20 protein-coding genes, 1 tRNA gene, 1 pseudogene and 1 riboswitch are annotated in these 23836 nt (G+C 29.2%); of the genes and pseudogenes, 18 read left to right on the top strand and 4 right to left on the bottom strand.

Features of this window, described 5'->3' with window-relative positions; all coding sequences use genetic code 11:
• Window positions 1-144 precede the first annotated feature (144 nt).
• The 12 genes and pseudogenes from BPP43_RS04455 (at window position 145) to BPP43_RS04400 (ending at window position 11439) form a co-directional block, all read left to right on the top strand.
• Window positions 145-882, top strand: a complete 738-nt coding sequence (locus BPP43_RS04455; protein WP_015274293.1) for a copper homeostasis protein CutC — start codon at window positions 145-147, stop codon at window positions 880-882.
• Window positions 883-957: 75 nt separating this feature from the next.
• A complete protein-coding gene (locus tag BPP43_RS04450) occupies window positions 958-1674 on the top strand; it encodes an AzlC family ABC transporter permease (RefSeq protein WP_015274292.1) in 717 nt (238 codons plus the stop codon).
• A pseudogene (locus BPP43_RS04445) lies at window positions 1667-1998 on the top strand (branched-chain amino acid transporter permease). Before BPP43_RS04450 ends, BPP43_RS04445 begins: the two are co-directional and overlap by 8 nt.
• Before the next feature lie 11 nt (window positions 1999-2009).
• Complete coding sequence (locus tag BPP43_RS04440) at window positions 2010-2495, top strand: CinA family protein (protein WP_013244999.1); 486 nt, start codon at window positions 2010-2012, stop codon at window positions 2493-2495.
• 216 nt (window positions 2496-2711) lie between these two features.
• Entirely contained in the window at window positions 2712-4409 is a 1698-nt protein-coding gene (gene fliF / locus BPP43_RS04435; RefSeq protein WP_014932810.1) for a flagellar basal-body MS-ring/collar protein FliF, read from the top strand.
• A 44-nt stretch (window positions 4410-4453) separates the two neighbouring features.
• Complete coding sequence (fliG, locus tag BPP43_RS04430; RefSeq protein ID WP_013245001.1) at window positions 4454-5488, top strand: flagellar motor switch protein FliG; 1035 nt, start codon at window positions 4454-4456, stop codon at window positions 5486-5488.
• 38 nt (window positions 5489-5526) lie between these two features.
• Complete coding sequence (fliH, locus tag BPP43_RS04425) at window positions 5527-6426, top strand: flagellar assembly protein FliH (protein ID WP_013245002.1); 900 nt, start codon at window positions 5527-5529, stop codon at window positions 6424-6426.
• Window positions 6427-6465: 39 nt separating this feature from the next.
• Window positions 6466-7935 carry a FliI/YscN family ATPase gene (locus BPP43_RS04420; protein ID WP_013245003.1) on the top strand — a complete coding sequence of 490 codons (1470 nt, stop codon included), beginning with the start codon at window positions 6466-6468 and terminating at the stop codon, window positions 7933-7935.
• 18 nt (window positions 7936-7953) lie between these two features.
• Window positions 7954-8391, top strand: a complete 438-nt coding sequence (locus BPP43_RS04415) for a flagellar FliJ family protein (protein ID WP_013245004.1) — start codon at window positions 7954-7956, stop codon at window positions 8389-8391.
• 20 nt (window positions 8392-8411) lie between these two features.
• Window positions 8412-9128: a lytic transglycosylase domain-containing protein gene (locus BPP43_RS04410; RefSeq protein ID WP_015274290.1), complete on the top strand. Its 717-nt coding sequence runs from the start codon at window positions 8412-8414 to the stop codon at window positions 9126-9128.
• 58 nt (window positions 9129-9186) lie between these two features.
• A tRNA-Thr gene (locus BPP43_RS04405) sits at window positions 9187-9259 on the top strand.
• 113 nt (window positions 9260-9372) lie between these two features.
• The gene (locus BPP43_RS04400; protein WP_015274289.1) at window positions 9373-11439 is read left to right on the top strand and encodes a 6-bladed beta-propeller; all 2067 of its coding nucleotides are present in this window, start codon (window positions 9373-9375) and stop codon (window positions 11437-11439) included.
• A gap of 221 nt (window positions 11440-11660) precedes the next feature.
• Here BPP43_RS04400 and BPP43_RS04395 read toward each other — a convergent pair whose 3' ends face one another.
• The 4 genes from BPP43_RS04395 to BPP43_RS04380 are packed head-to-tail and all read right to left on the bottom strand — an operon-like array spanning window position 11661 to window position 16367.
• Complete coding sequence (locus BPP43_RS04395; RefSeq protein ID WP_014932814.1) at window positions 11661-12956, bottom strand: LptF/LptG family permease; 1296 nt, start codon at window positions 12954-12956, stop codon at window positions 11661-11663.
• Between the two features lie 9 nt (window positions 12957-12965).
• Window positions 12966-13529, bottom strand: coding sequence for a hypothetical protein (locus BPP43_RS04390; RefSeq protein ID WP_013245008.1), 564 nt, complete (start codon window positions 13527-13529; stop codon window positions 12966-12968).
• Window position 13530: 1 nt separating this feature from the next.
• The gene (sppA, locus tag BPP43_RS04385; RefSeq protein ID WP_015274288.1) at window positions 13531-14631 is read right to left on the bottom strand and encodes a signal peptide peptidase SppA; all 1101 of its coding nucleotides are present in this window, start codon (window positions 14629-14631) and stop codon (window positions 13531-13533) included.
• The gene (locus BPP43_RS04380; protein ID WP_014932817.1) at window positions 14514-16367 is read right to left on the bottom strand and encodes a ribonuclease J; all 1854 of its coding nucleotides are present in this window, start codon (window positions 16365-16367) and stop codon (window positions 14514-14516) included. The genes sppA and BPP43_RS04380 overlap by 118 nt, the downstream gene beginning before the upstream one ends.
• A 291-nt stretch (window positions 16368-16658) precedes the next feature.
• Here BPP43_RS04380 and BPP43_RS04375 point away from each other — a divergent pair, with 291 nt between their 5' ends.
• The 6 genes from BPP43_RS04375 (at window position 16659) to BPP43_RS04350 (ending at window position 23801) form a co-directional block, all read left to right on the top strand.
• On the top strand, window positions 16659-17198 hold the full coding sequence (locus BPP43_RS04375; protein WP_014932818.1) for a rubrerythrin family protein: 540 nt from the start codon (window positions 16659-16661) through the stop codon (window positions 17196-17198).
• Between the two features lie 8 nt (window positions 17199-17206).
• Window positions 17207-17311: riboswitch (TPP riboswitch) on the top strand.
• A 103-nt stretch (window positions 17312-17414) separates the two neighbouring features.
• Window positions 17415-18767, top strand: a complete 1353-nt coding sequence (locus tag BPP43_RS04370) for a YjiH family protein (protein ID WP_015274287.1) — start codon at window positions 17415-17417, stop codon at window positions 18765-18767.
• A 493-nt stretch (window positions 18768-19260) separates the two neighbouring features.
• Window positions 19261-20055 carry a hydroxyethylthiazole kinase gene (thiM, locus tag BPP43_RS04365; protein WP_013245013.1) on the top strand — a complete coding sequence of 265 codons (795 nt, stop codon included), beginning with the start codon at window positions 19261-19263 and terminating at the stop codon, window positions 20053-20055.
• A 112-nt stretch (window positions 20056-20167) separates the two neighbouring features.
• The gene (locus tag BPP43_RS04360) at window positions 20168-21919 is read left to right on the top strand and encodes a hypothetical protein (RefSeq protein ID WP_015274285.1); all 1752 of its coding nucleotides are present in this window, start codon (window positions 20168-20170) and stop codon (window positions 21917-21919) included.
• Window positions 21920-21922: 3 nt separating this feature from the next.
• Window positions 21923-23194 carry a hypothetical protein gene (locus BPP43_RS04355; protein WP_081586589.1) on the top strand — a complete coding sequence of 424 codons (1272 nt, stop codon included), beginning with the start codon at window positions 21923-21925 and terminating at the stop codon, window positions 23192-23194.
• A 16-nt stretch (window positions 23195-23210) separates the two neighbouring features.
• On the top strand, window positions 23211-23801 hold the full coding sequence (locus BPP43_RS04350; protein WP_015274283.1) for an OmpA family protein: 591 nt from the start codon (window positions 23211-23213) through the stop codon (window positions 23799-23801).
• The last annotated feature ends 35 nt before the right edge of the window (window positions 23802-23836 follow it).

Genomic DNA, 23836 nt, shown 5'->3' with positions numbered 1-23836 from the left:
AGATAAAATTCTTTAAAGTTAAAGTTAATAATAAATAAATATTCTTTTTTATAAATATTTAATTTTATAGCATAGTTTTTGACAATTAGTAATTTTCTAGTATAATTTATATGTTTTATTTAATGTTTTTAGAGGCATTTTTATATGAATAAAAAAATAGAAATATGCGTGGACAGTGTAGAATCATGCATTAATGCTGAGAAAGGCGGAGCTGACAGACTTGAGCTTTGCGGCAATATGTTTGAAGGAGGCACAACTGCTAGTTATGGTGTTTTGCAATTGGCAAGAGAAAAAGTAAATACGCCGATATATGCAATGGTGCGTCCGAGAGGCGGAGATTTTTGTTATAATGATATTGAGTTTGAAATAATGAAAAGAGAAATAAAACTCATGAAAGAATTAAAAATTGACGGCATAGTATTTGGCATACTTACTAAAGAAGGAAAAGTTGATAAAGAAAGATGCTCTAAATTATTAGATTTATGGGGAACTAATAAAGCTACTTTTCACAGGGCAATAGATGTAAGTTCTAATTTAAACGAGGCATGTGAGGATATTATATCGCTTGGTTTTGAGAGAATACTCACTTCAGGAGGTGAGGCTAATGTTATGAGCGGTATAATAAAATTAAAAGAATTGGTTGAAAAATATAATGATAAAATAATAATAATGCCAGGAAGCGGAATAAACGAAAGAAATATTGAATATATAAATGACACTGTTAAAGCAAATGAATATCATATGACAGCAAACAAAACAGTTGAAAGTGTTATGCAATATAGAAATGAAAACGTGTTTATGGGGGCAAGTTTAAGACCGCCTGAGTTTAGTGTTAAATATACCGATGAAAATAAAGTAAAAAATATAAAATCAAAAATATAATATTGACATAAATTTATATTTAATTATGATATCTATTCAATAATTTAATAAATAATTAAAAAAAATATAAAAATAATGAATAAAGAAGAATTAGTTTCTACATTAAAATATGCTTTTCCAAAGACTATACCAGTTCTTATAGGGTATTTATTTTTAGGTATGGCCTATGGAATATTAATGAAGGCAAAGGGTTTTAGTACTTTTCTTGCTATGTTTATGAGTATGGCCGCCTACTGTGGAAGTATGCAGTATGTTGCTATAAATTATTTGTTTTTAGCTCCTTTTAATCCTATATATGCTTTTATATTAACATTAACGGTAAACTCAAGAATGTCTTTTTATGGTATATCAATGGTAAGTAAATATAAAGGGACTGGTTTATTAAAGCCGTTTTTAATATTTTCTTTAAGCGATGAAACTTTTTCTATACTTTGCAGCGGCAATGTTCCTAAAAATATAAATAAAAAAGCGTTTTTATTTTTTGTTTCTTTTTTTGATTATATTTATTGGGCTTTGGGTACTTTGATTGGCTGTTTAATAGGCAATATTGTTAAATTTAATACTAAGGGACTTGATTTTGTTTTAACTGCTTTATTTGTTGTGATATTTGTAGAGCAATGGCTTGACAGTGATAATAATCATAAAGGGGCTATTATAGGGCTTGTATGTTCTATACCTATTTTGATATTTAAAACTAATATATTTATAGTGCTTTCTATGATTTTAATATTTATAGTGATAAGCGTTAGTTATAATTTTGATAAGCATAAAGAAGGTAAAATTAATGACTAATAAAGAACTTTTTATAACTGCATTAATAATTGTTTTTGCAACGGCTATTTTAAGGATTTTTGTCCTTTTATAATAATAAGAAAGTCCGTTGCTGAGAGAAGATATATTAAATATTTAGGCGATATAATGCCTTATGCTATGATAGCACTTCTTGTAATATATTGCATAAAAGATATAAATATAATAAAATTCCCATATGGCTTGCCTGAAATAATATCTATAATTGTAGTAGCTGTTTTTCAAATTGTTAAAAGAAATGTTCTTATTAGTATAGGTTTAGGTACAGTTGTATATATGTTTTTGGTGCAGGTTATTTTTGTTTAGGATTTATGTTTATGGATAGAATAAAAGTAAAATCTCAAAATGTAGTAAAACTTCTTATTGAAAAGAAATTAAAGATTACTTCTGCCGAGTCTTGTACGGGAGGACTTTTTTCTTCTTATATAACATCTGTAAGCGGTTCATCAGAATGCTTTGAGGGCTCTTTTGTAACATATTCTAATAGAATAAAAAATAAGATGATAGGTGTGAAAGAAGAAACTCTATTAAAATATGGTGCGGTTAGTGAAGAGTGCGTATTAGAAATGGCAGAAAATAGCAAAAAAATAATGAATAGTGATATATCAATAGCAATAAGCGGCATAGCTGGTCCAAATGGAGGCACTGAAGATAAGCCTGTTGGATTGGTATTTGTATGTATAGCTGCAGAAAATTATATAAAAGCTTATAAAAATATATTCTATGGCGACAGAGACAATATTAGGGAGTTAAGCGTGCTATTTGCTTTAGATTTGGTTGAAAATTATATACAAAATCTTTAATTTATAAAAATCTTAAAAAATGATAGCAAAACCTTTAAAAAGTGAAAAAAGTAATATAAAGGGTCAAAAATATTATGTTTACTTATTGACAAAAATAATTATGTAAACTAATATATAAAATATATAAAAAATTTGGAAATAAACATAATTTTTTTATAAAGTAAACATAACTATATCCGATACAAGATAAAGAGAACTTTTTAAGGTGGTATTCTAATGGATTTTGTGAATAAATTAATTGGGCAAGTAAAAAATATTTTCGCAAAAACTACAAAAGTACAAAAAGCAATACTCATAGGGGTATTAGTAGTTGCTTTGGGAGCAATAGTAGCTACAGTATTTTTTACTTCTAGAAGGGCAGGTACATTATTATTTCAAAATGCATTAACACAAGAAGATGCAAGAAATGTTATAGCTGTTTTGGATGCAAACAATATAAAGTATCAATATAGAAATGGATTTATTACATTAAACAATGAAGCTGATAAAGCTAAAGCTGAATTAGAATTGGTAAAAGAAGGCAGAATGCCAATGGGAGTAGACGGTTGGGAATTATTTGATGCTCCTCGTATTGGTATAACAGATGCAGAATTGGATATTAACAAAAGAAGATCATTAACAAAGGCAATAACACAGCTTTTAACTAAATTAGATTTTGTACAAGAGGCTACAGTTGATTTAGCATTCCCTAAAAAAGAATATTTAACAGATGTAGATTCACCAGTTACAGCATCAGTAGTAATCAAAGCTCAGCCTTTTAAAGAAGAAATTTTAAGAGACCCAAAAACAGTTAGAGGTTTACAGCAATTAATAGCTATGGGTGTTGATAAATTAAAGCCTGAGTTTGTAACAATTACAGACAGTACAGGCTATGTATTAACTGATTTTACAGATGAAGCTGCTAACTTAAAATTAAAAGTAGCTCAAGAAGAGTTAAAAATAGTTGATAGAGAAAGAAAAAAGATAGAAAACAAAATAAGACAAACATTAGGAAGAATATATACAAACAGAGTAGAAACAACAATAGCATTAGAGCTTATATGGGACGATATTAGTATAACAAATAATTTAGTACTTCCTATAATACTTAAAGAAGATGACCCAGCAACACCTTATGATGACAGCCAATTTACAAACAAAGTTCAAGTATCAAGCCGTACAGTAACAGAAGATTGGAAAGGTCAGCAATTTATACCTCAAGGAGCAGCTGGTGCAGAAGAGAATGTTCCTCCTGGATATAAAGATAAAACAGACAGATGGCAAACATACACAAAAACAGATAGCCAAGATAACTATGAATTAAGTAAAAGATATGAGGCTATAAAGAAAGGAAGCTATCAGATAGGTAAAATATCAGCTGCAGTTGCTTTAGACGGAAGATGGACAAAGGTTTATGATGCTAATGGTAATGCTATAATAACTAATGGTTCTAGCTATTTAAGAGAATATCACCCAGTAACTGCTGATGAGATAAAAAATGTTACAGCATTAGTACAAGCTGCTATAGGATATGACTTAAAAAGAGGAGACCAAGTAAGCGTAACACATATTCAGTTTGACCATTGGGATAGATTTAATGCAGAAGATGCTAAATTATTAAGAAATAACTTTATAAAGAGAGTTCTTATAATTTCTATGATAGGATTATTAGCATTGTTTATATTAGTGCTTATAATCAGATCTATACAGAAAGAGCTTGCTAGAAGACGCAGACTTAGAGAAGAAGAGCTTGAGCGTAAGCAAATGGAAATGCGCAGACAGGCTATGATGAATGCTAATGAAGAGCCTATGAGTGAGATTAACTTAGAAGATGCAGCTCGTAAGAAATTAATGGAAGAGGTTATAAGAGTGAGTCATGAGAGACCAGAGGATGTTGCTCAATTGCTACGTACTTGGATGGCAGACGATAAATAAGTAAATAAAAATATTGAGTTATAAATTTTAATAGGAGTTTAAGTATGGCTACGGCTAATAATGAAAAAGAAAAAAAACAACGCGTATTAAGCGGACGTCAGAAAGTTGCTATATTTTTAGTTTCTTTGGGAATGGAAGCTTCTAGTGAGATATTTAAGCATTTACGCGAAGAGGAAATAGAGCAAATCACATTTGATATTGCGAGACTTGAGAATATTGAATCTGCCGATAAAGATGCTGTATTTAGAGAATTCCAAGAGATGATGATAGCTCAAGACTTTATAACTCAAGGCGGTATAGATTATGCTAGAGACTTGCTTGAAAGATCTGTAGGAAGCCAGAAGGCAAGCGATATAATAAACAGACTTACTTCTTCATTACAAGTAAGACCATTTGATTTTATACGCCGTACAGACCCAGCTCACTTGCTTAACTTTATACAAGGTGAGCACCCTCAAACTATAGCACTTATTTTGGCATATTTGGAAGCTCCAAAAGCTGCAAGCATATTAGGAGCATTGCCTTCAGAAATACAGCCTGATGTTGCTAAGAGAATTGCTACAATGGACAGAACTTCTCCAGAGGTTTTAAGAGAGGTTGAAAGGGTACTTGAGAGAAAACTTTCTACACTTGCTAGTGAAGACTTTACTTCTGCAGGCGGTATAGATTCTATAGTTGAAATTATTAACAGTGTTGATAGGTCTACAGAGAAAAGTATTATCGAGAGTTTGGAAGAAGACGATCCAGAACTTGCAGAAGAAATCAAGAAACGTATGTTTGTATTCGAAGATATTGTTTTACTTGATGATAGAGCTATACAAAAAGTACTTCGTGAAGTTGACTCTAGTGATTTGGCTAAAGCACTTAAGAGTGTTGATTCTGATGCTCAAGATAAAGTTTATAGAAACATGTCTAAACGTGCTGCTGCTTTACTTAAAGAGGATATGGACTTTATGGGACCTGTTCGTCTTAAAGACGTTGAAGAAGCTCAGCAAAAGATTGTTAATATCATTCGTAAGCTTGAAGAGCAGGGAGACATTGTTGTGGCTCGTGCTGGTGAAGATGAAATGGTTGTTTGATGTGTATTTATTTTGATTATTAATTAGGAGTTTTAATTATGCCAGAAAAGGTTTTTAAGGCTAAAAGTATTGTTGAACTTACTCAGAAAGTTAATATAGCTGTACCTCATCATAAGCTTCAAGAGGAGATAGATTTTGAAGAACAGGAAGAGTATCATGGTCCTTCTATAGAGGAGATTGAGGCAGAGATTGCTGGACTTAGAGCTCAGTGGGAAGAAGATTTAAAAGACATGAGAAGAAAGGCTGCTGATGAGGCTCAGAGAATTATAGAAGATGCTAAAAATCAGGCTTTTGAAATTTTTAAAGCTAAGCAAAATGAAGTTCATATTATGTCTGAACAGGCTAAAGTAGATGCTTCAAGAATCATACAAGATGCTAATGCTGAAAAAGAAAGAATACAAAATGAGTCTGAATCTATAAAAGAAGCTGCATACAAAGAAGGATATGCTAAAGGTTATGATGAAGGCTTTGAAAAATCTTTTGCTGACGGCAATAATGATTTAACTAAACTTAATGAAAAGTTAAAAAAGATATTAGCTGAAACTATTAATAAGAGAAATGAAATAATAGATACAGCAGAAGCTCAGCTTATAGAAGTTGCTATACTTATTGCTAAGAGAGTAGTAAAAATGCTCACAGAAAAAGACAAGGGTATAGTAATAAGGAATATTCAAGAGGCATTAAGAAGAATTAAAGGAAGAACTAAAATCACTATAAGAGTAAATATTGATGATTTAGAGATTTCTGCAAGGCATAAAGATGAGTTTTATCAGATGCTTGATAAGATTGAGGGTGTTACTGTATTAGAAGACCCTAATGTTGATGTGGGCGGTTGTATGATAGAAACTGATTTCGGCGACATTGATGCTAGAATTAACACTCAATTAAATGAAATAGAAACTGCTATAAAAGAAGTAGAGCCTATAAAAGGATTTTAATTATTAAGAAAAAACTACTATATATAAAAAGGTTTATTTATGTTTGAAGGCGGAAAAATAGAGGGTGAGAGAGAGCATTCTTTTAGAGAGATACATGACTCTTTTGACAAATACAGAAAGGTTGTTGATGATGTTGCAATGCTCAAGTTTTGCGGTAAGGTAAAAGAGGTTATAGGTTCTCTTGTTGTGAGTGAAGGTCCTTTTGCAAAGCTTGGAGATATTTGCCGTATATACAAAAATGATGATACATATATAGATGCTGAAGTTATAGGGTTTAGAAATCAAGATGTTTTACTTTCTACTTACGGAAGTGTAAACGGTATTACTTTTGGAAATATGGTTTATTCTTTTGATAAGCCTTTATCTATTATTTGTTCTGAGAAGATTTTAGGTACTGTATTAAATGGTATGGGTAAGCCTTTAAGCGGCGGCGGACATAAATTTTATGAAACTCCTATACCTATAAATCATACTTCTGTAAATCCATTAAATAGACCAAGAATTAAAAAGAATATACAAACAGGTGTACGTGCTATAGACGGGCTTCTTACCGTTGGCAAGGGTCAGCGTATGGCTATAATGAGCGGTACGGGTGTTGGTAAATCTACGCTTTTATCTATGATAGCAAGAAACACTAATGCTGATGTTAATGTTATTGCATTAATTGGTGAGAGAAGAAGAGAGGTATTAGATTTTATAGAAAGAGACCTTGGAGAAGAGGGCTTAAAAAGAAGTGTAGTTGTTGTTGCTACTAGCGATGATGCTCCGCTTTTAAGAGTACGTGCTGCATATACTGCTACTACAATAGCCGAATATTTTAGAGACCAAGGCAAAGATGTTATGTTTATGGTGGACTCTGTAACTCGTTTTGCTTTAGCTCAAAGAGAGATAGGGCTTTCTAGAGGTGAGCCTCCTACTACAAGAGGATATACTCCTAGTGTTTTTTCAGAATTAGCACAATTATTAGAGAGAACTGGTACTTCTTCAAAAGGCACAATTACAGCTTTCTACAATGTATTGGTTGAAGGTGATGATTTGGACGAGCCTATTACTGATGCTGTGAGAGGTATATTAGACGGGCACATTGTTTTATCTAGAGATTTAGCTAATAGAGGACATTTCCCTGCTATTGATATAAATAAAAGCATATCTAGGATTATGAATGAAGTTGTTTCTAATATGCATAAAAAAGCTGCTAGAGAGTTTTTGAAAATGAGTGCTGATTATAATGAAGTTAAAGAGCTTATTATGATTGGCGGTTATGCTAAGGGAAGTATGCCTGAAGTTGATAGGGCTATAGAATATAAACCTTTGATGGATAGGTATTTACAGCAGGATATGTATGAGCTTTCTAGTTTTGCAGACAGTAAAGAAAATCTGCTTTCTATGTTTTATTCTAAAAATGAAATAGAAGAGGATTTACTTAATAATGGCGATGTAAAAAGTGCAAATGACTATAAAGAAATTTCCGATAATGTTAAACAGGAAGACAGTGTTGTAATATTATAATTTAAGTGTTAGAAGATTATGAAGAGATTTGATTTTAAACTTGAGCCTTTATATAAACTTAGAAAAAACATAGAGAAAAAAAAACAGGCCGAAGTTGCGGAGGTTTCTGCTTTATATAACAAAGAAAAAGAGGGTAAAGATAATTGCATTTTAAAAATAAATGACGGTATAAAAATAGTAGACTCTATTGAAGACACTAGCGAGATGATTAATATGAGTATTTATTTGGGAGAATATATGCTTGCTTTAAACTCTCAAATAGCAATACATGATAGGAAGATGTCTGAAATAGGAATTGAGCTTAGAAAAAGACAGAATGTTTTACAAGAGGCTACTAGACAGAGAAGGGCTGTTGAAATATTGAAAGAGAAAAAATTGTTGGAATATAAAAAGTTAATGAATAAAGAAGAGCAGTCTAAATTAGATGAATGGAAAAATGACTATTATGTCAATTAAAATAATTTAAGGATTTTTTTATGATAGAGGCAGTACAAAGAATACATGTTAGAATAGGGGAGATTCAAGAGAGATTTAATCAATTAGGTTTTGCTCCGCTTAATACAACTCCTCCTACAAAGCCTTTTTCTGAGCATTTAAATGAAGCTATTGCAGAAAACTCTGTAAAAAATAATAGTCAATTAGATAATATAAATAAAACTGATAATGTTGCAGCAACTGTAGAAGCAAGCAATAAAAAAATAAATACTAGTAATAACGAAGCATTTAATGGTAAAATTTCTTTTGGTGTATATGATGATGCCAGCAATAGTTTTTCTAAAGCTTTAAATGCCTATAAAAAAGCATCTTTCCCATCAACTTATGATGATATCATTAAAGAAGCTTCTACTAAATATTCTGTACCTGAAGATTTAATTAAGGCAGTTATAAAGCAAGAATCAAACTATATGCCTAATGCTGTTAGCCACAAGGGAGCTATTGGTTTAATGCAGATAATGCCTTCTACAGGAGTTGGTCTTGGAGTAACTGATAAAGAGATGCTTAAAGACCCTTATACTAATATAATGGCTGGTACTAAATATTTATCACAAATGCTAAATAGATATGACGGCAGATTAGATTTATCTTTATCTGCTTATAATGCGGGTCCTTCTTTGGTAGATAAATTACAAAGAATACCTAATATAGATGAAACTAAAAATTATGTTAAAAATATTATAGGCTATATAAAGTAAACATATTATTTTTGCTTGACTTTTTTAGTCTGTAATTTTATAATAAAAATGAAAAAGTGCCCACTTAGCTCAGCAGGTAGAGCATCACCATGGTAAGGTGAGGGTCATCGGTTCAATCCCGATAGTGGGCTTTGTTATCATTATTATTTTATTATTATAATATAATTTATTTAAAAACCATAAAATAAACTAAAAAAAAGAGGATTTATGAGAGTAAAACTTCTAGCGTTTATGGTTATTTTTTTTGTTAACTGTATCGCTTTCATACCCCTTAGACAAAACCCCGTATTATGTAAACACAGATAGCTACGACTCCTACAGAGAATTAATCAGAGGTGTACATTATTATAATCAAGAACGTTATGATGCAGCAATAGCTAGCTTTAGAACTTCTCTTAATACAAATCCAATGGATAAGTTTATTAGATATTGGTATAGCAGAGCTTTATATAAGGCTGGATATATGAATCTTGCTATTAATGAATGGATGAATATTACTAGAATGGGTTATCAAGACCCTATAATACTTTCTAAAATTAATAAATATTATACTGCAAATGTTGCCGAAGAGACTAAAGATACTTTAAGCAATTTTATTTATCTTAAAAACTTCTCTACAAATGCTAATTTCTTAAAAAATATTAATCAGCCTATACAAATAGAAATGGCTGAAGACGGTACTTTGTATGTATTAGATTATAGCGATTCTTCATTAAAGCAATTTGATGTAAACGGAAACTTAATAAGAAAAATATCAAATGGCAAAAGATTGGAAGAGCAGCAAAATAGTTGGTGGAGAAAGGCTATACAGTTTGTAACAAGAGTTTATCCTTATGAGAAATTAGAAAATCCTAGAGGATTCACTATTGATAATGACGGATATATATATATAGCAAACACTAAAAGAGATAAAATATTTAAATATGATAATAACGGAAATTATATTACAAATATAGGAAACACTGGCATAAGCAATGGTCAGCTTCTTGGTCCTTCTTCATTATATGCTGATAATGGAGGAAGGCTATATGTATCTGATACTGGAAATAATAGAATTGTAGTGTTTGATGTTAATGGAAATTATTTAGATAGTTTTGGAAAGATGGGTGAGAATGATGGAGAGTTCTTTTCTCCTGCGGGTATAGTTGTTGATAATAATTATATTTATGTTGCGGATATGGGTAATAAGAGAGTACAGAAATTCGATTTAAATGGCAATTATATTTCTACTATTAAGCATGAGTTGTTTAATGAGCCTAGAGGATTATCTTTTGCTTCTGATGGAAATTTGTTTATAGCTGATGGAAGCAGGGTGTATTATTATGATATAAATAATGATATTTTTACTTTGTTTAATAATTCTGAGAGATATACTGCTACTCCTACATCTGTAACTGAAGATGCTAATAAGAGTATTTATCTTACAGACTTTTTATCTGGAAGAATAGATGTTTATACAAGAAAAGAAGAGTATTATGCTAATTTAGATGTATTTATTGACAGAGAATATTTAAATAAATATCCTGTTGTTGTTGCTTCTGTAACTGTACGCGACAGACTTACTAATCCTATTGTTGGTCTTACTGCTGAGAACTTTGAAGTTATAGAAAATGATAATATATACGCTAAAGTTGGAATGTATGATGCTCCGGAGCTTCATGAGTATAGGTTTATATTCCTTATTGAAGACAGTGCTGCTGCTAAACCTTATGAAAGTAGAATAAAAGAAGAGATTAGTAATTTTACTTTGAGTTTAACTAATAATGATGAAGTAATGGTTATACATTATAATGATGAGGTTTATAAATCTGACGGATATTCTGCTGCTAATTTAAGAATATTAGAAAATGCTAATAATTTTAGATTTGTAGGCGGTATATCAGCTTTAGATAATGCTTATTATGAGGCTATTAGACTTTCTGCAAATAGTTTTAAGAAGACTGCTATCATTAACTTCTCAGTAAGCGACCCTGATGATACTGTATTTTCTATGATGGATTTTACAGACCTATATAACTATGCTAAAAATAATGCTGTTTCATTGAATCAAGTTTATATTGGAGTTAATAAAACAAATTATTTCTATGATTTAATGACTAAATCTACTTATGGCTATAGTATAAATGCTGACAATTCTATTAATTATGCTAATGAACTTATGAATATAAAAAATATTAATTTTGGAAGATATTTTATTTATTTCAATAGCTTTAAAAATAATTTAGAAAAAGGTCAGTATAGGTCATTAAAGGTGAGAGTTAATTATAGAGATATGTTTGGTGAAGAGGAATCTGGATTTATATTGCCTTAAAAGTTTTATAAATATTATAAAGGAGTAGATTAATATATAATCTATTCCTTTTTTTATATATTTTATAAAACACATAATATATAAAAAATATTACTAATTGAATTTCTTTTACTTTTTATAAGAATGAAAAAATATACATCTATCAAAGAATCTATTATAGCAAATCTTATTATTATAATAAATAATTTATTAAATATTTTGAAATTATAATAACTATATTATTATTTTCCTTTACTAAAGAATGAGCGTATCATAAGAAATCCTCCTATGACGGCCAATACTATATTTGGAAACCACATAGCAACAAATCCAGGCACTTTTCTGTTTCCTGCTATAATTTCTGCTACAGTAATTAATATATAATATACTACTACTACTATTACAGAAAGACCAAATCCAAAGCCTCTACCGCTTCTTTTACCAACTATACCCAAAGGAGCTCCAATAAATACCATAAACAAACAAGCAGCTGGTATTGATATAAATTTATGAAACTCTACGTAATAAAAATATGGCACAGATTCTTTTTCAGCAGTTTTTATTAATCTATCCAGTTCAGCATAATTTGTTGTTACATATGTATTTGAAAAAGAGCTAAGAGATACATTTGCATTTGTTAATATTATGTTTGTTGCACCGTCTAAATTAGTTATAAATGAGTTTGAATATGCCATTAATATCATATTGCTTATTTGATTTGTTACAGTTTCAAGTGAGCTAGATAAAGTATTATTAATTTTTTTTCTTATCTCCCATGCTGGTATTTCTCTAAGTCCTCTTTCATGGTCATTTAATTTACTGACATTCCTCACTATATTAATATCCATAGCATCAAAGACAGTAAAGTCATTGCTTACAAATCCATATACAGGCATCTCTTGAACTATTCCGTCATATAGAGTTAATGTTATAACTTTAGAATTAGCCTCATTGTTTTTCCACTTTCCGCTTTTAGCAGTAATAATTCTTCTAGCCTGAGAATTACCATCATAAATAACAACATTAGACATTCCGTTATTATCACTATAGTATGCCCCAATCGATAAATTAATGTCTGATATATAAGCAAACTCTAATTTACCAACTGCTATAGAAGGTCTTATATTAATAATATAAGAAAATAAAGCCCTATATCTATAATTTGATTCAGTCATTACAACATTATTAAAAAACAAAGAAAATAAGAAAGTAAAAAATCCAAGTATAATAATAGGTGCATATATTCTCATATGAGAAAAACCTAAAGCACGCATTACTATTATTTCATTATCAGAAGAAAGTCTTCCATACCCCATAATACCAGCCATTAGTATAGACATTGGTATAGTGATTGCTACGTTAAATGGAAGCATATAAACAAATATCTCTAAAGAAGTCCATATAGGTGCCCCATTGTTTAATATAAGCTTAAATAATTCTGGTAAAAGCTGTATTACAAATATAAATGTAAAAAAAAGCACTCCTGCTATAAAAGGACCTATAGCTTCTAATATAATATATTTCTTTATCTTCTTCATAACAATAAATTATAAACTATTTATAAAAACTCCAAATATTAATATAATTAAAGATATATATGTTAAATAATCTATTATAATAGGAGAAAGTAAAATTATAAATGCTTTTGATGAGCTATTTATATTAAAAGATTCCTTTATATTATAATATGATATGAAAAAATAATATATTTGAAATATTATAAAGCTAATAGACTGTATAAAAAATAAGGCAGAACTTTTTATAAAAATTAAGCTTATTGGTAAAATAAAAATAAATATTCCATATATAGCAAAATAATTCTTTATGAATTTTTTGATATAGTTTTCATTAGATATATTTAAAAGCGTAGTAGTTAAATTAATAATAGCTATTTTTAGTATATTTGATATTGCAATATAAGCAGATATTCCAAAAACAAGTATTAATAATTTTAATACAGAAGTTTTAGTTCCAATAGTTATTAAAGCTGATATTGATATACTAATAGATGCTATTAAATATATTATTAAAGCATACTCTAATTTTAAATCTTTTTTTATAGCCTCTTTAGGAGATAGTAAATAATAATATATAGCTTCGTATATTTTCATTTTACTCTCCAATATAATTAGGAAGATAAATATACATAGGAACACCTACATATTTAGTATTTATTAATTCCTCATAAGGTATCAAAGCCTGTGGTTTATAAACAAAAGGCATGCTTGATAATATTAGGTTTATAAAGTTTTTATTTTCCGGTCTTTTTATAATATAAGGCTCTTCATCTTTTATTTCAGCCATTTCGGCAGCATCTTTTATTGCATCTTTAAGTGTACCAATATTATCAATTAAACCTACTTCTAAAGCTCTTTTTCCGCTAAATACTCTTCCGTCAAATAAATCTTCTCTATTGCCTTTAATTTTGTCTCCTCTTGCAGTCTCTACAACATTAGTAAACTGAGCTACAAACTCATAAGTCATATCCTGCCAATAAGCAAGCTCATCTTCTCTAGGCTCTCTAAACGGAGATAATGAATCTTTATTTCTTCCGCTTTTTATTGTATACATTTTTATTCCATATTTGTCCATTAAGCTAGATACATTAACAAACTGAGATATTACGCCTATGCTTCCAGTGAGTGTTGATTCATTGGCATATATTTTATCAGCTATCATAGAAATATAATATCCTCCGCTTGCTGCCATACTTCTAAATGAAGCTACTATTGGCTTTGGATATTTTTTCTTTAATTCCTGTAAATATTTTAATGCCTCTTCGCAAGAAGTTAAAGCTCCTCCTGGGCTGTCTACCTGTAATACTATGGCTTTTACATTATCATCTTTCATATAATATTCAAAGTCATCAATTAATTTTTCTGTTACAGATTTTTCTTCTATTCCAAGTGAATTTTTTCTTGCCACATGCGATATTACGCCTACCAAATCTATAATAGCAATACCTTCTTTATTTTGTATAGTATTAATATTAGCTTCTTTTCCTTTTATAATAACAGATGCAATTTTATTTTGAGGTTTACTGAATACAGAAATAATACCTATGATTATAGAAATTAGTATTAATAAAGAAAATATTATAAATCTTTTGCTTTCTTTATTTTCTTTTTTTTCGGTTTCTTTGCTGCTATTTGTATATTCCTTACTTTCTTCTTGTGTATTATTTTCTTGCTCTTGGTTGTCTTGTTCGTACATATTTCCTCCTCTGTATTATTTTCTTCTACCTCTATATAAACATTATCTATATAAAGTGATACGAATATAACAGGCTCTCTTCCTATTATCTGTATAAACTTCTTTCTTAAAGCTTCACGCACTTCATATTTAATAGTAGAAGGTGTTCTTTTATTTCTATTAAGTAATTTTCTAACTGCTTCTGTTGCAGAGTTTTTACCTTCTTTAATAAGCTCTTCGTTTTTAGTTATTATAGAAGATTTTTCTGCTCCATTATATGTAAAACCTTTACTTTCTATATCTATGTTTATATCATAATTTCCAGTTTTATTTTTTTTGGCAACTACATTAGCAACAACAACACCGTTTAATGATAATTGTTCTCTATCGAAGAATATGCTATCTTCCAAATCTCCAACACCCTTACCATCAACATAAATATTTCTTATCTCTATAGGCTCAGCGATTTTTGCTTCTAAAGAACTATCTATTTCAAGTACATTACCATTATAAAGCAGAAAACCTTTAGAATTAAGCCCATTAAGCTCTTCTACTAATTTTATATGACTAATTAAATGTCTTTTCTCTCCGTGAATAGGTATAAAGTATTTTGGTTTTACTAGTCTGTACATAAGTTTCAAATCTTCACTTGAAGCATGCCCAGATACATGAAGAAGTTTTTTATCCTCACCAACCATTTTAGCTCCAAGGTCATAGAGATTGTTAATCATTCTTGTAACAGACATTTCATTACCAGGTATAACACTAGAAGAAAATATTACCATATCTCCGTCTTCTACTTTTATATGCTTATGAGCCTCAGCAGCTATCAATGAAAGAGAAGAGTAAGGCTCTCCCTGTGTTCCTGTTGTGATACATACAATTTTTTCTCTTGGGTATCTGTTTAATTTATCTATAGGTATCACTATATCATATAGATTTAAATATCCCATCTCTTGTGCTATCTTTGTATATTTAAGTAAACTTCTTCCAGAAAAAGCAACATATTTATTGTTAATCTTAGCAGCAGTTACCAAATCCTGTATTCTCTCAATACTGCTTGCAAAAACAGCAACAATTATCATACCGTCTTCATATGCAAATAGTGGCGTCATTGTGTTTTGAACAACGCTCTCACTCATAGAAAAACCATTTTTATGACAGTTTGTAGAATCTGCTAAAAGAAGCAAAACACCATTTTCACCATATTCCGCAAACTTATAAAGGTCTATAAACTTATCTGTAGTAGGATTTAAATCAACTTTGAAATCTCCTGTATGTATTATAACACCAAGAGGAGTAGTGATAGCAACACCAACACCGTCAGGTATACTATGATTAACTCTTATAAACTCTATATCAAAGTTCATTCCTATTTTTATTTTATTTCTAGGCTCTAATTCATAAATATTAACATCTTTATATTCATTTTTATAGTCATTTAATTTAGCTCTTAAAAATGCTGCTGTTAATCTTGAACCATAAATTTGTATATCAGGAAATTTTCTTAAGAAATGAGGTATAGCTCCTATATGGTCTTCATGTCCATGAGTTAATACTAATCCAACTATATTTTTATCTTCCAAATATGAAGTATCAGGTATTACATAATCTATACCAAGCATATGATATTTAGGAAACATAAATCCGCAATCAACTATTAATACTTCATCTCCATACTCTATAACAGTCATATTCATACCAATTTCTTGTACGCCGCCTAAAGGTATGATTCTTATCTTATCATTATTGTTCATCTATTTACTACTTTTATTTTATTATGTTATTTTTTAAAGTTTTTTTATTTTAACTGTAAAGAAATATTAAGTCAAGCTATTATAAATTATTATTTTCTTTCTTATTTTATTAAATGTTTTATATATATTCTAATAATCAAATTTTATTAAAATATATTTTTTATAATATAAAATTATAATTATTTAGGCACTTGATATTTTTTTCTGTTAAATGTAATATATTTCATAAAGAAATATTTTTTTATGAACACATTAAAAAATATTAAATACTATTTTGAAGGAGTTATTTATATGGCTGTAAAATCTCTTGAAGAAGTTTTATTTTCTATTTTTCAAGGGGAATCTAATGCTGCTAATAAATATTCTCAGTTTTCTAAGGCATCTAAAAATCCGGCTGTTCAAAAAGTATTTTCTACTACAGCATTAGCAGAGCGAATACATGCTGAAAAAATGAGAAAGTTAGCATTAAGAAGTTCCTTAGATATGACTAAGTTTGTTCCTCAATTACTTGACGTTGAAATTGCAGATGATAAAAGTAATTTAGAAGTAGCTATTAAAGGGGAAGTATACGAATCTACTATTTTGTATCCTCAATTAGCTGAGGTTATGCTAGAGCAACAAAATAAATTAGTAAGCTCAACAGTTACTTCACTTGGTAAGGTAGAGGTAGAACATGCTAAATTATTTGAGTTAATTAAAGCTCAGTTTTTAAATACAAATACTGAAATCTCTTTATATTTATGTCCTAACTGCGGAAACATTTATATTGATAAATTCCCAGAGACATGTGAAACTTGCGGAGGTTCATCTAGAATGTTCCAAAAATATTAATAATATAGAGATTATATTTGGGGAGCTTTGAAAGGCTGAGAGTAAGTTGAAAAAACTTAGACCCTTATAACCTGTTGGATAATGCCAGTGTAGGGAAATAATTTTGTATAAAAATGCGAGATCAGTTTTCTTAAATTGGTCTCGTTTTTTTATTTTTATGCACTCATTATTTTTCATTAAGGTTTCTGTAAATAATTGATTTATAAGGAAATTTTTATGAATAATGTTTCAAATTCACAAACTGTTTTACAAAATAATGATTTATCTAATATTAAATACAGTAAGTCATCATATTTCAAATTTATTATTTTTAGTGCTATAGGCGTTTTTATGTTTTTTATCACCATAAATATTAATGGTGTAAAATCAATACCTATAGACCATTTAGTAAGTCTTATAAGAAAAATACCATTCGTTGAACCTTATTACGGTATAATAATTACAATGTTTGGAGGAGTATATCCATTTATAAGTAAGACTTGGAATAAAAATAAAACAGAAATAGTATTTTCATTTATTAAACTTTTGGCAATACCATTTGTTATAATGGCTTATTTTAAGTTAGGTCCTGCTGACTTTCATAAACCCAATATGCTTCCTTTTTCTTATAGATTATTAACACAGGTGGCAGTTCTTATACCAATAGGTGCAGTATGTTTATCATTTCTTATTGATTATGGTCTTATGGCTTTTGTAGGAATATTTATGCGTTATATAATGCGTCCTATTTGGAAGACTCCTGGTATGTCATCGATAGACGCTTTAGCTTCTTTTATAGGAAGTTATTCTGTGGGGCTTCTCATCACTAATAAAGTTTATAAAGAGGGTTACTATTCTACAAAAGAGGCATGCATAATAGCTACAGGATTTTCCACAGTATCAACTACATTTATGGTTGTTGTTGCTAAAACTCTGGGCATCATAGATAAATGGAATATATACTTTTGGGGAACTTTGGCTATAACATTCATAGTTACAGCAATTACAGTAAGACTTTATCCATTAAGAAGTAAATCGGATAAAGGCTATTTGAATAGAGATGTAATTGAAGAACCTAAATTTACAGGAGGTAATATTTTTAGTAAGGCATTAGATGAAGGCGTAAAGGTTGCTGACAAACAAAATAATTTTTTGGATAATATATTAAAGAATCTTAAAGATGGTTTATTGATATCAATATCGATAATGCCTAATTTTATGGCTATAACTTTTATAGGGTTATTAATTGTTAATTATACACCTTTATTTGATTTTGTTAGTTATATATTTTTACCGTTTACAAAATTACTAGGATTAGGAGACGAAGCTTATACAGTAGCCAAGGCTTGCTCTATAACAATAGTAGAGATGTTTTCTTCTTCAAGCATTATCATGGATTCAAGTCAATTAGCTAAAAGTGTAATAGCTATAGTATGCGTTTCTGAGATACTTTATTTTGCTGCACCTATTCCTTGTATGCTTGCTACCGACATTCCAATAAGGATAAGAGATATTATAGTTATATGGATAGAGAGAATAATATTTTCTTTGATATTGGCAGTGCCTTTTGCATATTTATTTTTAATATAGCCTAGAGCGTAGTGGAAAATAATAAGAAAAATTTTATGTATATACTGAAAATTTTTAAGTTTGTCAACTGATGCACTTTATATAAATTTTATCTACTTTTTTGTCGCACACGCTCTGCGGACTTCGTCAAAGTAGCAAAAAACGCAATTGCTAGAATTTTATATTAAAAACATGCCTATTAAATATAGGATATAGCCTAAAAATGCAGTCTTTTTGCTTCTTTGTGGCATACCTAAAGGTACTCCTTTCGGTCGCAAAAGAAGTGGGGGTGTGGGGGCTAGTCCCCACAAATAATAAAACTAAGAAAATTATTTTGACAAAATATAGTTATATACTTAATAAACTTTTATATGCTTTGCTAAAGTATAAATAATAATTAGTAATTATAATATTTATTTTAGGTAATGATGAGTAATTAGCTGCATATATAGTTAACTTTAATATTTATGTCGCAGTTAAAACATTTATTATAAAAATATTAAGGAGTAATAAAATGAATACTTTACAAAATGAAATACTTAAAGCAATCACAGATATGAAAGCTAAATCTCCATTAGTGCATAACATTACAAATTATGTTGTTATGCAAATTACAGCTAATGCATTGCTTGCCGTTGGAGCTTCTCCTGTGATGACATTTGAGAAAGAAGAGTTTGAGGATATGCTTTCTATTGCTTCATCTCTTGTTGTTAATATTGGAACTTTAACAAAAACTTCTATTGAGGCTATGCATAAGGCTTGCGAGATAGCTAATAAAAAAAATGTTCCTTTTGTACTTGACCCAGTAGGAGCAGGTGCTACAAAATTGAGAACTAAAACTGCTATTGATATAATAAAAAACTATAATCCTAAAGTTGTGAGAGGAAATGCTTCTGAAATAATGGTGCTTGCCGGTGAGAGTATAAAAACTAAAGGAGTAGACAGCAGTGCTAATGTTAATATGGCATTAGAGTCAGGAAAATATTTAGCTAAAGAATATAATACGGTTGTAAGCATAAGCGGAGAGACTGATATTATAACAGATGGAAACAAAGTTTTATATGTAAGCGGAGGGTCTCCTTTAATGCCTGTTAATACCGGTATGGGTTGTACATCTACTGCTATAACTGGTGCTATGATTGCTGTTGCTGAGCCTTTAATTGCTGCTGCTTCTGCTATGTGTATAATGGCTTCAGCTGGTGAAAAAGCTTCAAAAAAAGCTGATGCTCCTGCTAGTTTTGCAGTTGCTTTTGTTGATGAGCTTTATAAACTTGATATTGATGATGCTTCTAAAAGAGTGAGTTTATAATTTTTTTCTTTTGTTACAAATAATATTCAATTATATCAAAATAAAAAATAGTTTGAAAATGATATTAATATAGTATATTATATTAGTATCATTTTTATTTTTTGGGGGGGATATGATAAAAAAAATAGCAGTTATATTTTTTGTTTTGATATTAATAGTATCTTGCAAAAAAATAAATTTATTAAGTTCTGCTTATATACCTCCTCCAACAGCATTTCCTAATATAAGTGAAGTTCCAGATTATCCAATCCCAACTCCAATTCCAACCCCTCCAGATAAAGTAGAAGAAAAACCAATAAAAGTTACTCCAGAAATAGTTCCTGATAATACAGTATTTGGAGGATATTCTAAAAGATTTAAATATAAAAATGAATGGTATGTATTAGCTACTAATCAATATGAATATGATGCTGATACTAAAAAACTTACTCCTACAGGAAAAGGTGCATTATTAAAAATAGGTAATGATGGCAGTACAATAAGCAAAATATATACTTCGCCAAAAGATACAGTACTAGATTCAAAACAATATTGGCTTTTTTTAATCTCAGACCAATTAATAATAGAGGCTAATAAAGTTAAAATTATCTCTCTTGCATATACTACTACAGATTTTGATTATACAGAAGATAAAAATTTTATAAAAGGAAATATAGATTTTAGCCTTAAGGATATATTTGTTGTTGTTAAGAATTTTATTGAACATAAAAGATACATGGAATCTGATGATTTGATAAATTGGCGTGATACTGTAACTGAAACTACAAAAACTTATAAAATGCCTAATACGAATCATATAGAACCTAATTTTTTAGGAAGATATGGATTGAATGTAATAGAATATTTTATGTTTTATTATAAAGGAAAAATATTTTTATATAAAGGATTTAAAAATATTTTAGATGAGTATCCTGATGGATATAAAGACCCAAGTGACCCTTCTTTTGAATTTTATGCTGATGAATATTATACTATTGATTATGGTAAAGATATGAGTGATGCTAAAAATTGGACTACAAATTATTTTCCTGATTATAATGGTACAAAACTTCTTTATGTTAATCATTTTGCTTTTGATGAGAATAAGCTTTATTTATGTGAAGCTAATTTTGGAAATAGTGTTTATGAATATGATGGAAATTTATGGCAACAAAAGGGAAAATATGTGTATACAGATAAATATTTTTCATCAGAAGACGGAGTAAATTGGAAAGAAGATACTAAGCCAACTTCTGATTATTTAAAAATTTTAACAAGTGATGTTATTCTCGCTTCTTATAAATCACAAAATGTTATGGGAGGATATAATTCCCCAGATGCTACACCTTTAGAGCCTTCATATACAGAATTAAATGGAAGATATTACAGAACTTTTAACGCTACATATCCTATTCCGCCTATCAAAGAAATTAAAGAAGCTGCAGATAGATTAGAAACTAATTTTACAATTACAGAAGAGCATATTAAAAAATCTGGTGCTTATCAATTGCAGGTTTCTTCTGTAAATCCTGATAAAGCAGAGGAATCTGATTGGGTTAGTGTTATACCAAATAATGAAATAAACTCTGTTATAGGCTGGCAGAGCGGAGGGGCTGATTTATTTACTTTCAATAATAAAATAGTTCGTTTGGTGGATTATGATAGAGTCTTTCAAATAGATAATCAGTATGAAACATCATTAAATCTTTCAAAGCAATATTATGATATGCTTAAAACAGCAGAAAATATTGAGATTTATAAACAATATAATTATTATTATTTATATTATAAAGCAATAGCTGATATGTTAAAGATGATAAAAGATAAAGGAAATAATTATTTTTATCCTGACGAGGCTGTTACACATTATACTTTTGAGCTTTAAGTTATGGATTTTTTAATGAAGAGATTATTGTTTATATTTACATTAGCTTTTTTTAATTCGTTTAATTTATTTTCGCAGTTTTTTCCTCCTGCAATACCTAGTGTTGATTATGGAACTTTTATTAATGAATATATAAACTCAACAGGAATCTACAAAGATATACCTGAGTCAGCATTAGATATATTAATAAACAGCAAGCAGATGAATAAGCTTTTTGATGACGGTATAAAAACATTTACATTTGGAGAGCTTATTACTATAGCTCAAAATCCAGAGAAAATTCTTGATACTACTACAAATGAATCTGTAATATTATTAGTAGGAACAACTTTAGGTTTTTTGGAACTTGCAAATATGCAGCAAGGAAGTGCAACCTTAGTTATTAATGCTTTAAAAAAGAAAACAGCTTTTAATGCAGCCTCTGGTAATAATACAGGTCTTCTTATACCAATGCATACACCTATAGGAAGTTTTGGAATTAATTTATATAGTGATGTGCCTTTATATTCTGCTGAAAAAATAAAAAAATCTACACAAAATGATTATGAATCATTATCAAAATCTTTAGACCTTCTTCCTATTCCTCATATTAATGCTTATTTGCAAGTGAATCTCGGACCTTTACCTTTGGCTCTTACTGTTAGGGGAGGAATGTCTTTAGGTTTTAAGGATATTTATGGCATAGTTGTAAATGATGTTGAAATAGAATCTTTAGGCTACAATATAGGAGCTTCTTTAAAGGCTTATCTTTTTAGAACTAAATATTTATTTGGTGATTTAAGAGTGGATTTTAATTATGATGAAGGCAATTTAAAAATGTCTGCCAACAATAGAAATGTATATGTTCCTCTTTATCTTGGTTATAATGGCGGAACTGATACGGGTGTTGTATTTAATGGAAATGCATTTTTAGAATCTAAATGGAAAACTTTTGCTTTAAGTCCTAAGATAGTATTTGGTTTTAAGATGAGAGATAAAGTTCCTGTTATACAGTATTTAGATGCTTATTTTTCTGTTGGGGCTGATATTGTATTTGGAAGTTTAGAATCAAAAGTGGGTGTTAATGGCATAGGAAGTTACGCTAATATTGTAGGCCATGATATCACTGTTAATGATTTATATGTGCCGAATTCAGAAGATAAAATGTCTTATAAGCTTTATGATATGAGAATAGGTTTTCATTTTGATATATTTTATCAATCTTTTTCTATAGAGTATGGTATATTTACAAAGCAGCTTGCTATTTCATTTATACCAATTAATATAAGGTTTTAAAGTTTAAGGAGTTAATATGAGTTATAAAATATTTTTGTTCGTTTTAATTCCTTTTATTTTAATTGCTTGTTTTATACCAGAGAGAAGAATATATTTTTCTTGGGATAAACCTAAAAATATTGAAAGTGAATGCAATTATGATTTTGTCTTAAGCACAAACATGAGTATTATTCAAACTGAAAGAGGATACTTACTTAATACAGATAAAGAAATATATTATAAAGTTGGAGCAAAAAAGGCATATAATATTGAAGATTATACATATGTAATGAATGAAATGATTAGCTTTATGAGCAATAATAGAAATGCTATTTTAATAGTAGAGGGGCATGCTGATGAGATAAGCAAGGAAAAATTAGATTTAAATATGATGCTTTCTCTTCAAAGGGCAAGTGTTATAAGAGATGTTATAGTTTCTTTTGGTATTTCTCATCAAAGAGTAAAAATTTATCCATATAGTTATTTTGCTCCTAAATACACTACTAATACTTTTCAAAATAGAAGAGTTGATTTTGTGGCATTGAAATGTGAAAACCAATTAAGTAATTATAATTATTATTATAGCAATTATTATACTAATTATTATCTTAATTATACTAATTATTAAAATTCTATTTATTAGAATTTTTATTTTAATAGGTG

The organism is Brachyspira pilosicoli P43/6/78 (assembly GCF_000325665.1).
In the GTDB taxonomy this organism is placed as follows: Bacteria; Spirochaetota; Brachyspiria; order Brachyspirales; family Brachyspiraceae; genus Brachyspira; species Brachyspira pilosicoli.
The sequence above is the reverse complement of the archived record's forward strand: the minus strand, read 5'-3'. Positions and strand labels throughout refer to the sequence as shown.

Excerpts from the sequence above, each read along its gene's own strand:
- fliG (WP_013245001.1), top strand. The coding sequence starts at position 4,454 with ATGGCTACGGCTAATAATGAAAAAGAAAAAAAACAACGCGTATTAAGC.
- BPP43_RS04350 (WP_015274283.1), top strand. The coding sequence starts at position 23,211 with ATGAGTTATAAAATATTTTTGTTCGTTTTAATTCCTTTTATTTTAATT.
- sppA (WP_015274288.1), bottom strand. The coding sequence starts at position 14,631 with ATGTACGAACAAGACAACCAAGAGCAAGAAAATAATACACAAGAAGAA.
- BPP43_RS04450 (WP_015274292.1), top strand. The coding sequence starts at position 958 with ATGAATAAAGAAGAATTAGTTTCTACATTAAAATATGCTTTTCCAAAG.
- fliH (WP_013245002.1), top strand. The coding sequence starts at position 5,527 with ATGCCAGAAAAGGTTTTTAAGGCTAAAAGTATTGTTGAACTTACTCAG.
- BPP43_RS04420 (WP_013245003.1), top strand. The coding sequence starts at position 6,466 with ATGTTTGAAGGCGGAAAAATAGAGGGTGAGAGAGAGCATTCTTTTAGA.
- fliF (WP_014932810.1), top strand. The coding sequence starts at position 2,712 with ATGGATTTTGTGAATAAATTAATTGGGCAAGTAAAAAATATTTTCGCA.
- BPP43_RS04360 (WP_015274285.1), top strand. The coding sequence starts at position 20,168 with ATGATAAAAAAAATAGCAGTTATATTTTTTGTTTTGATATTAATAGTA.
- BPP43_RS04415 (WP_013245004.1), top strand. The coding sequence starts at position 7,954 with ATGAAGAGATTTGATTTTAAACTTGAGCCTTTATATAAACTTAGAAAA.
- BPP43_RS04370 (WP_015274287.1), top strand. The coding sequence starts at position 17,415 with ATGAATAATGTTTCAAATTCACAAACTGTTTTACAAAATAATGATTTA.
- thiM (WP_013245013.1), top strand. The coding sequence starts at position 19,261 with ATGAATACTTTACAAAATGAAATACTTAAAGCAATCACAGATATGAAA.
- BPP43_RS04380 (WP_014932817.1), bottom strand. The coding sequence starts at position 16,367 with ATGAACAATAATGATAAGATAAGAATCATACCTTTAGGCGGCGTACAA.
- BPP43_RS04375 (WP_014932818.1), top strand. The coding sequence starts at position 16,659 with ATGGCTGTAAAATCTCTTGAAGAAGTTTTATTTTCTATTTTTCAAGGG.
- BPP43_RS04390 (WP_013245008.1), bottom strand. The coding sequence starts at position 13,529 with ATGAAAATATACGAAGCTATATATTATTATTTACTATCTCCTAAAGAG.
- BPP43_RS04455 (WP_015274293.1), top strand. The coding sequence starts at position 145 with ATGAATAAAAAAATAGAAATATGCGTGGACAGTGTAGAATCATGCATT.
- BPP43_RS04410 (WP_015274290.1), top strand. The coding sequence starts at position 8,412 with ATGATAGAGGCAGTACAAAGAATACATGTTAGAATAGGGGAGATTCAA.
- BPP43_RS04440 (WP_013244999.1), top strand. The coding sequence starts at position 2,010 with ATGGATAGAATAAAAGTAAAATCTCAAAATGTAGTAAAACTTCTTATT.
- BPP43_RS04395 (WP_014932814.1), bottom strand. The coding sequence starts at position 12,956 with ATGAAGAAGATAAAGAAATATATTATATTAGAAGCTATAGGTCCTTTT.
- BPP43_RS04355 (WP_081586589.1), top strand. The coding sequence starts at position 21,923 with ATGGATTTTTTAATGAAGAGATTATTGTTTATATTTACATTAGCTTTT.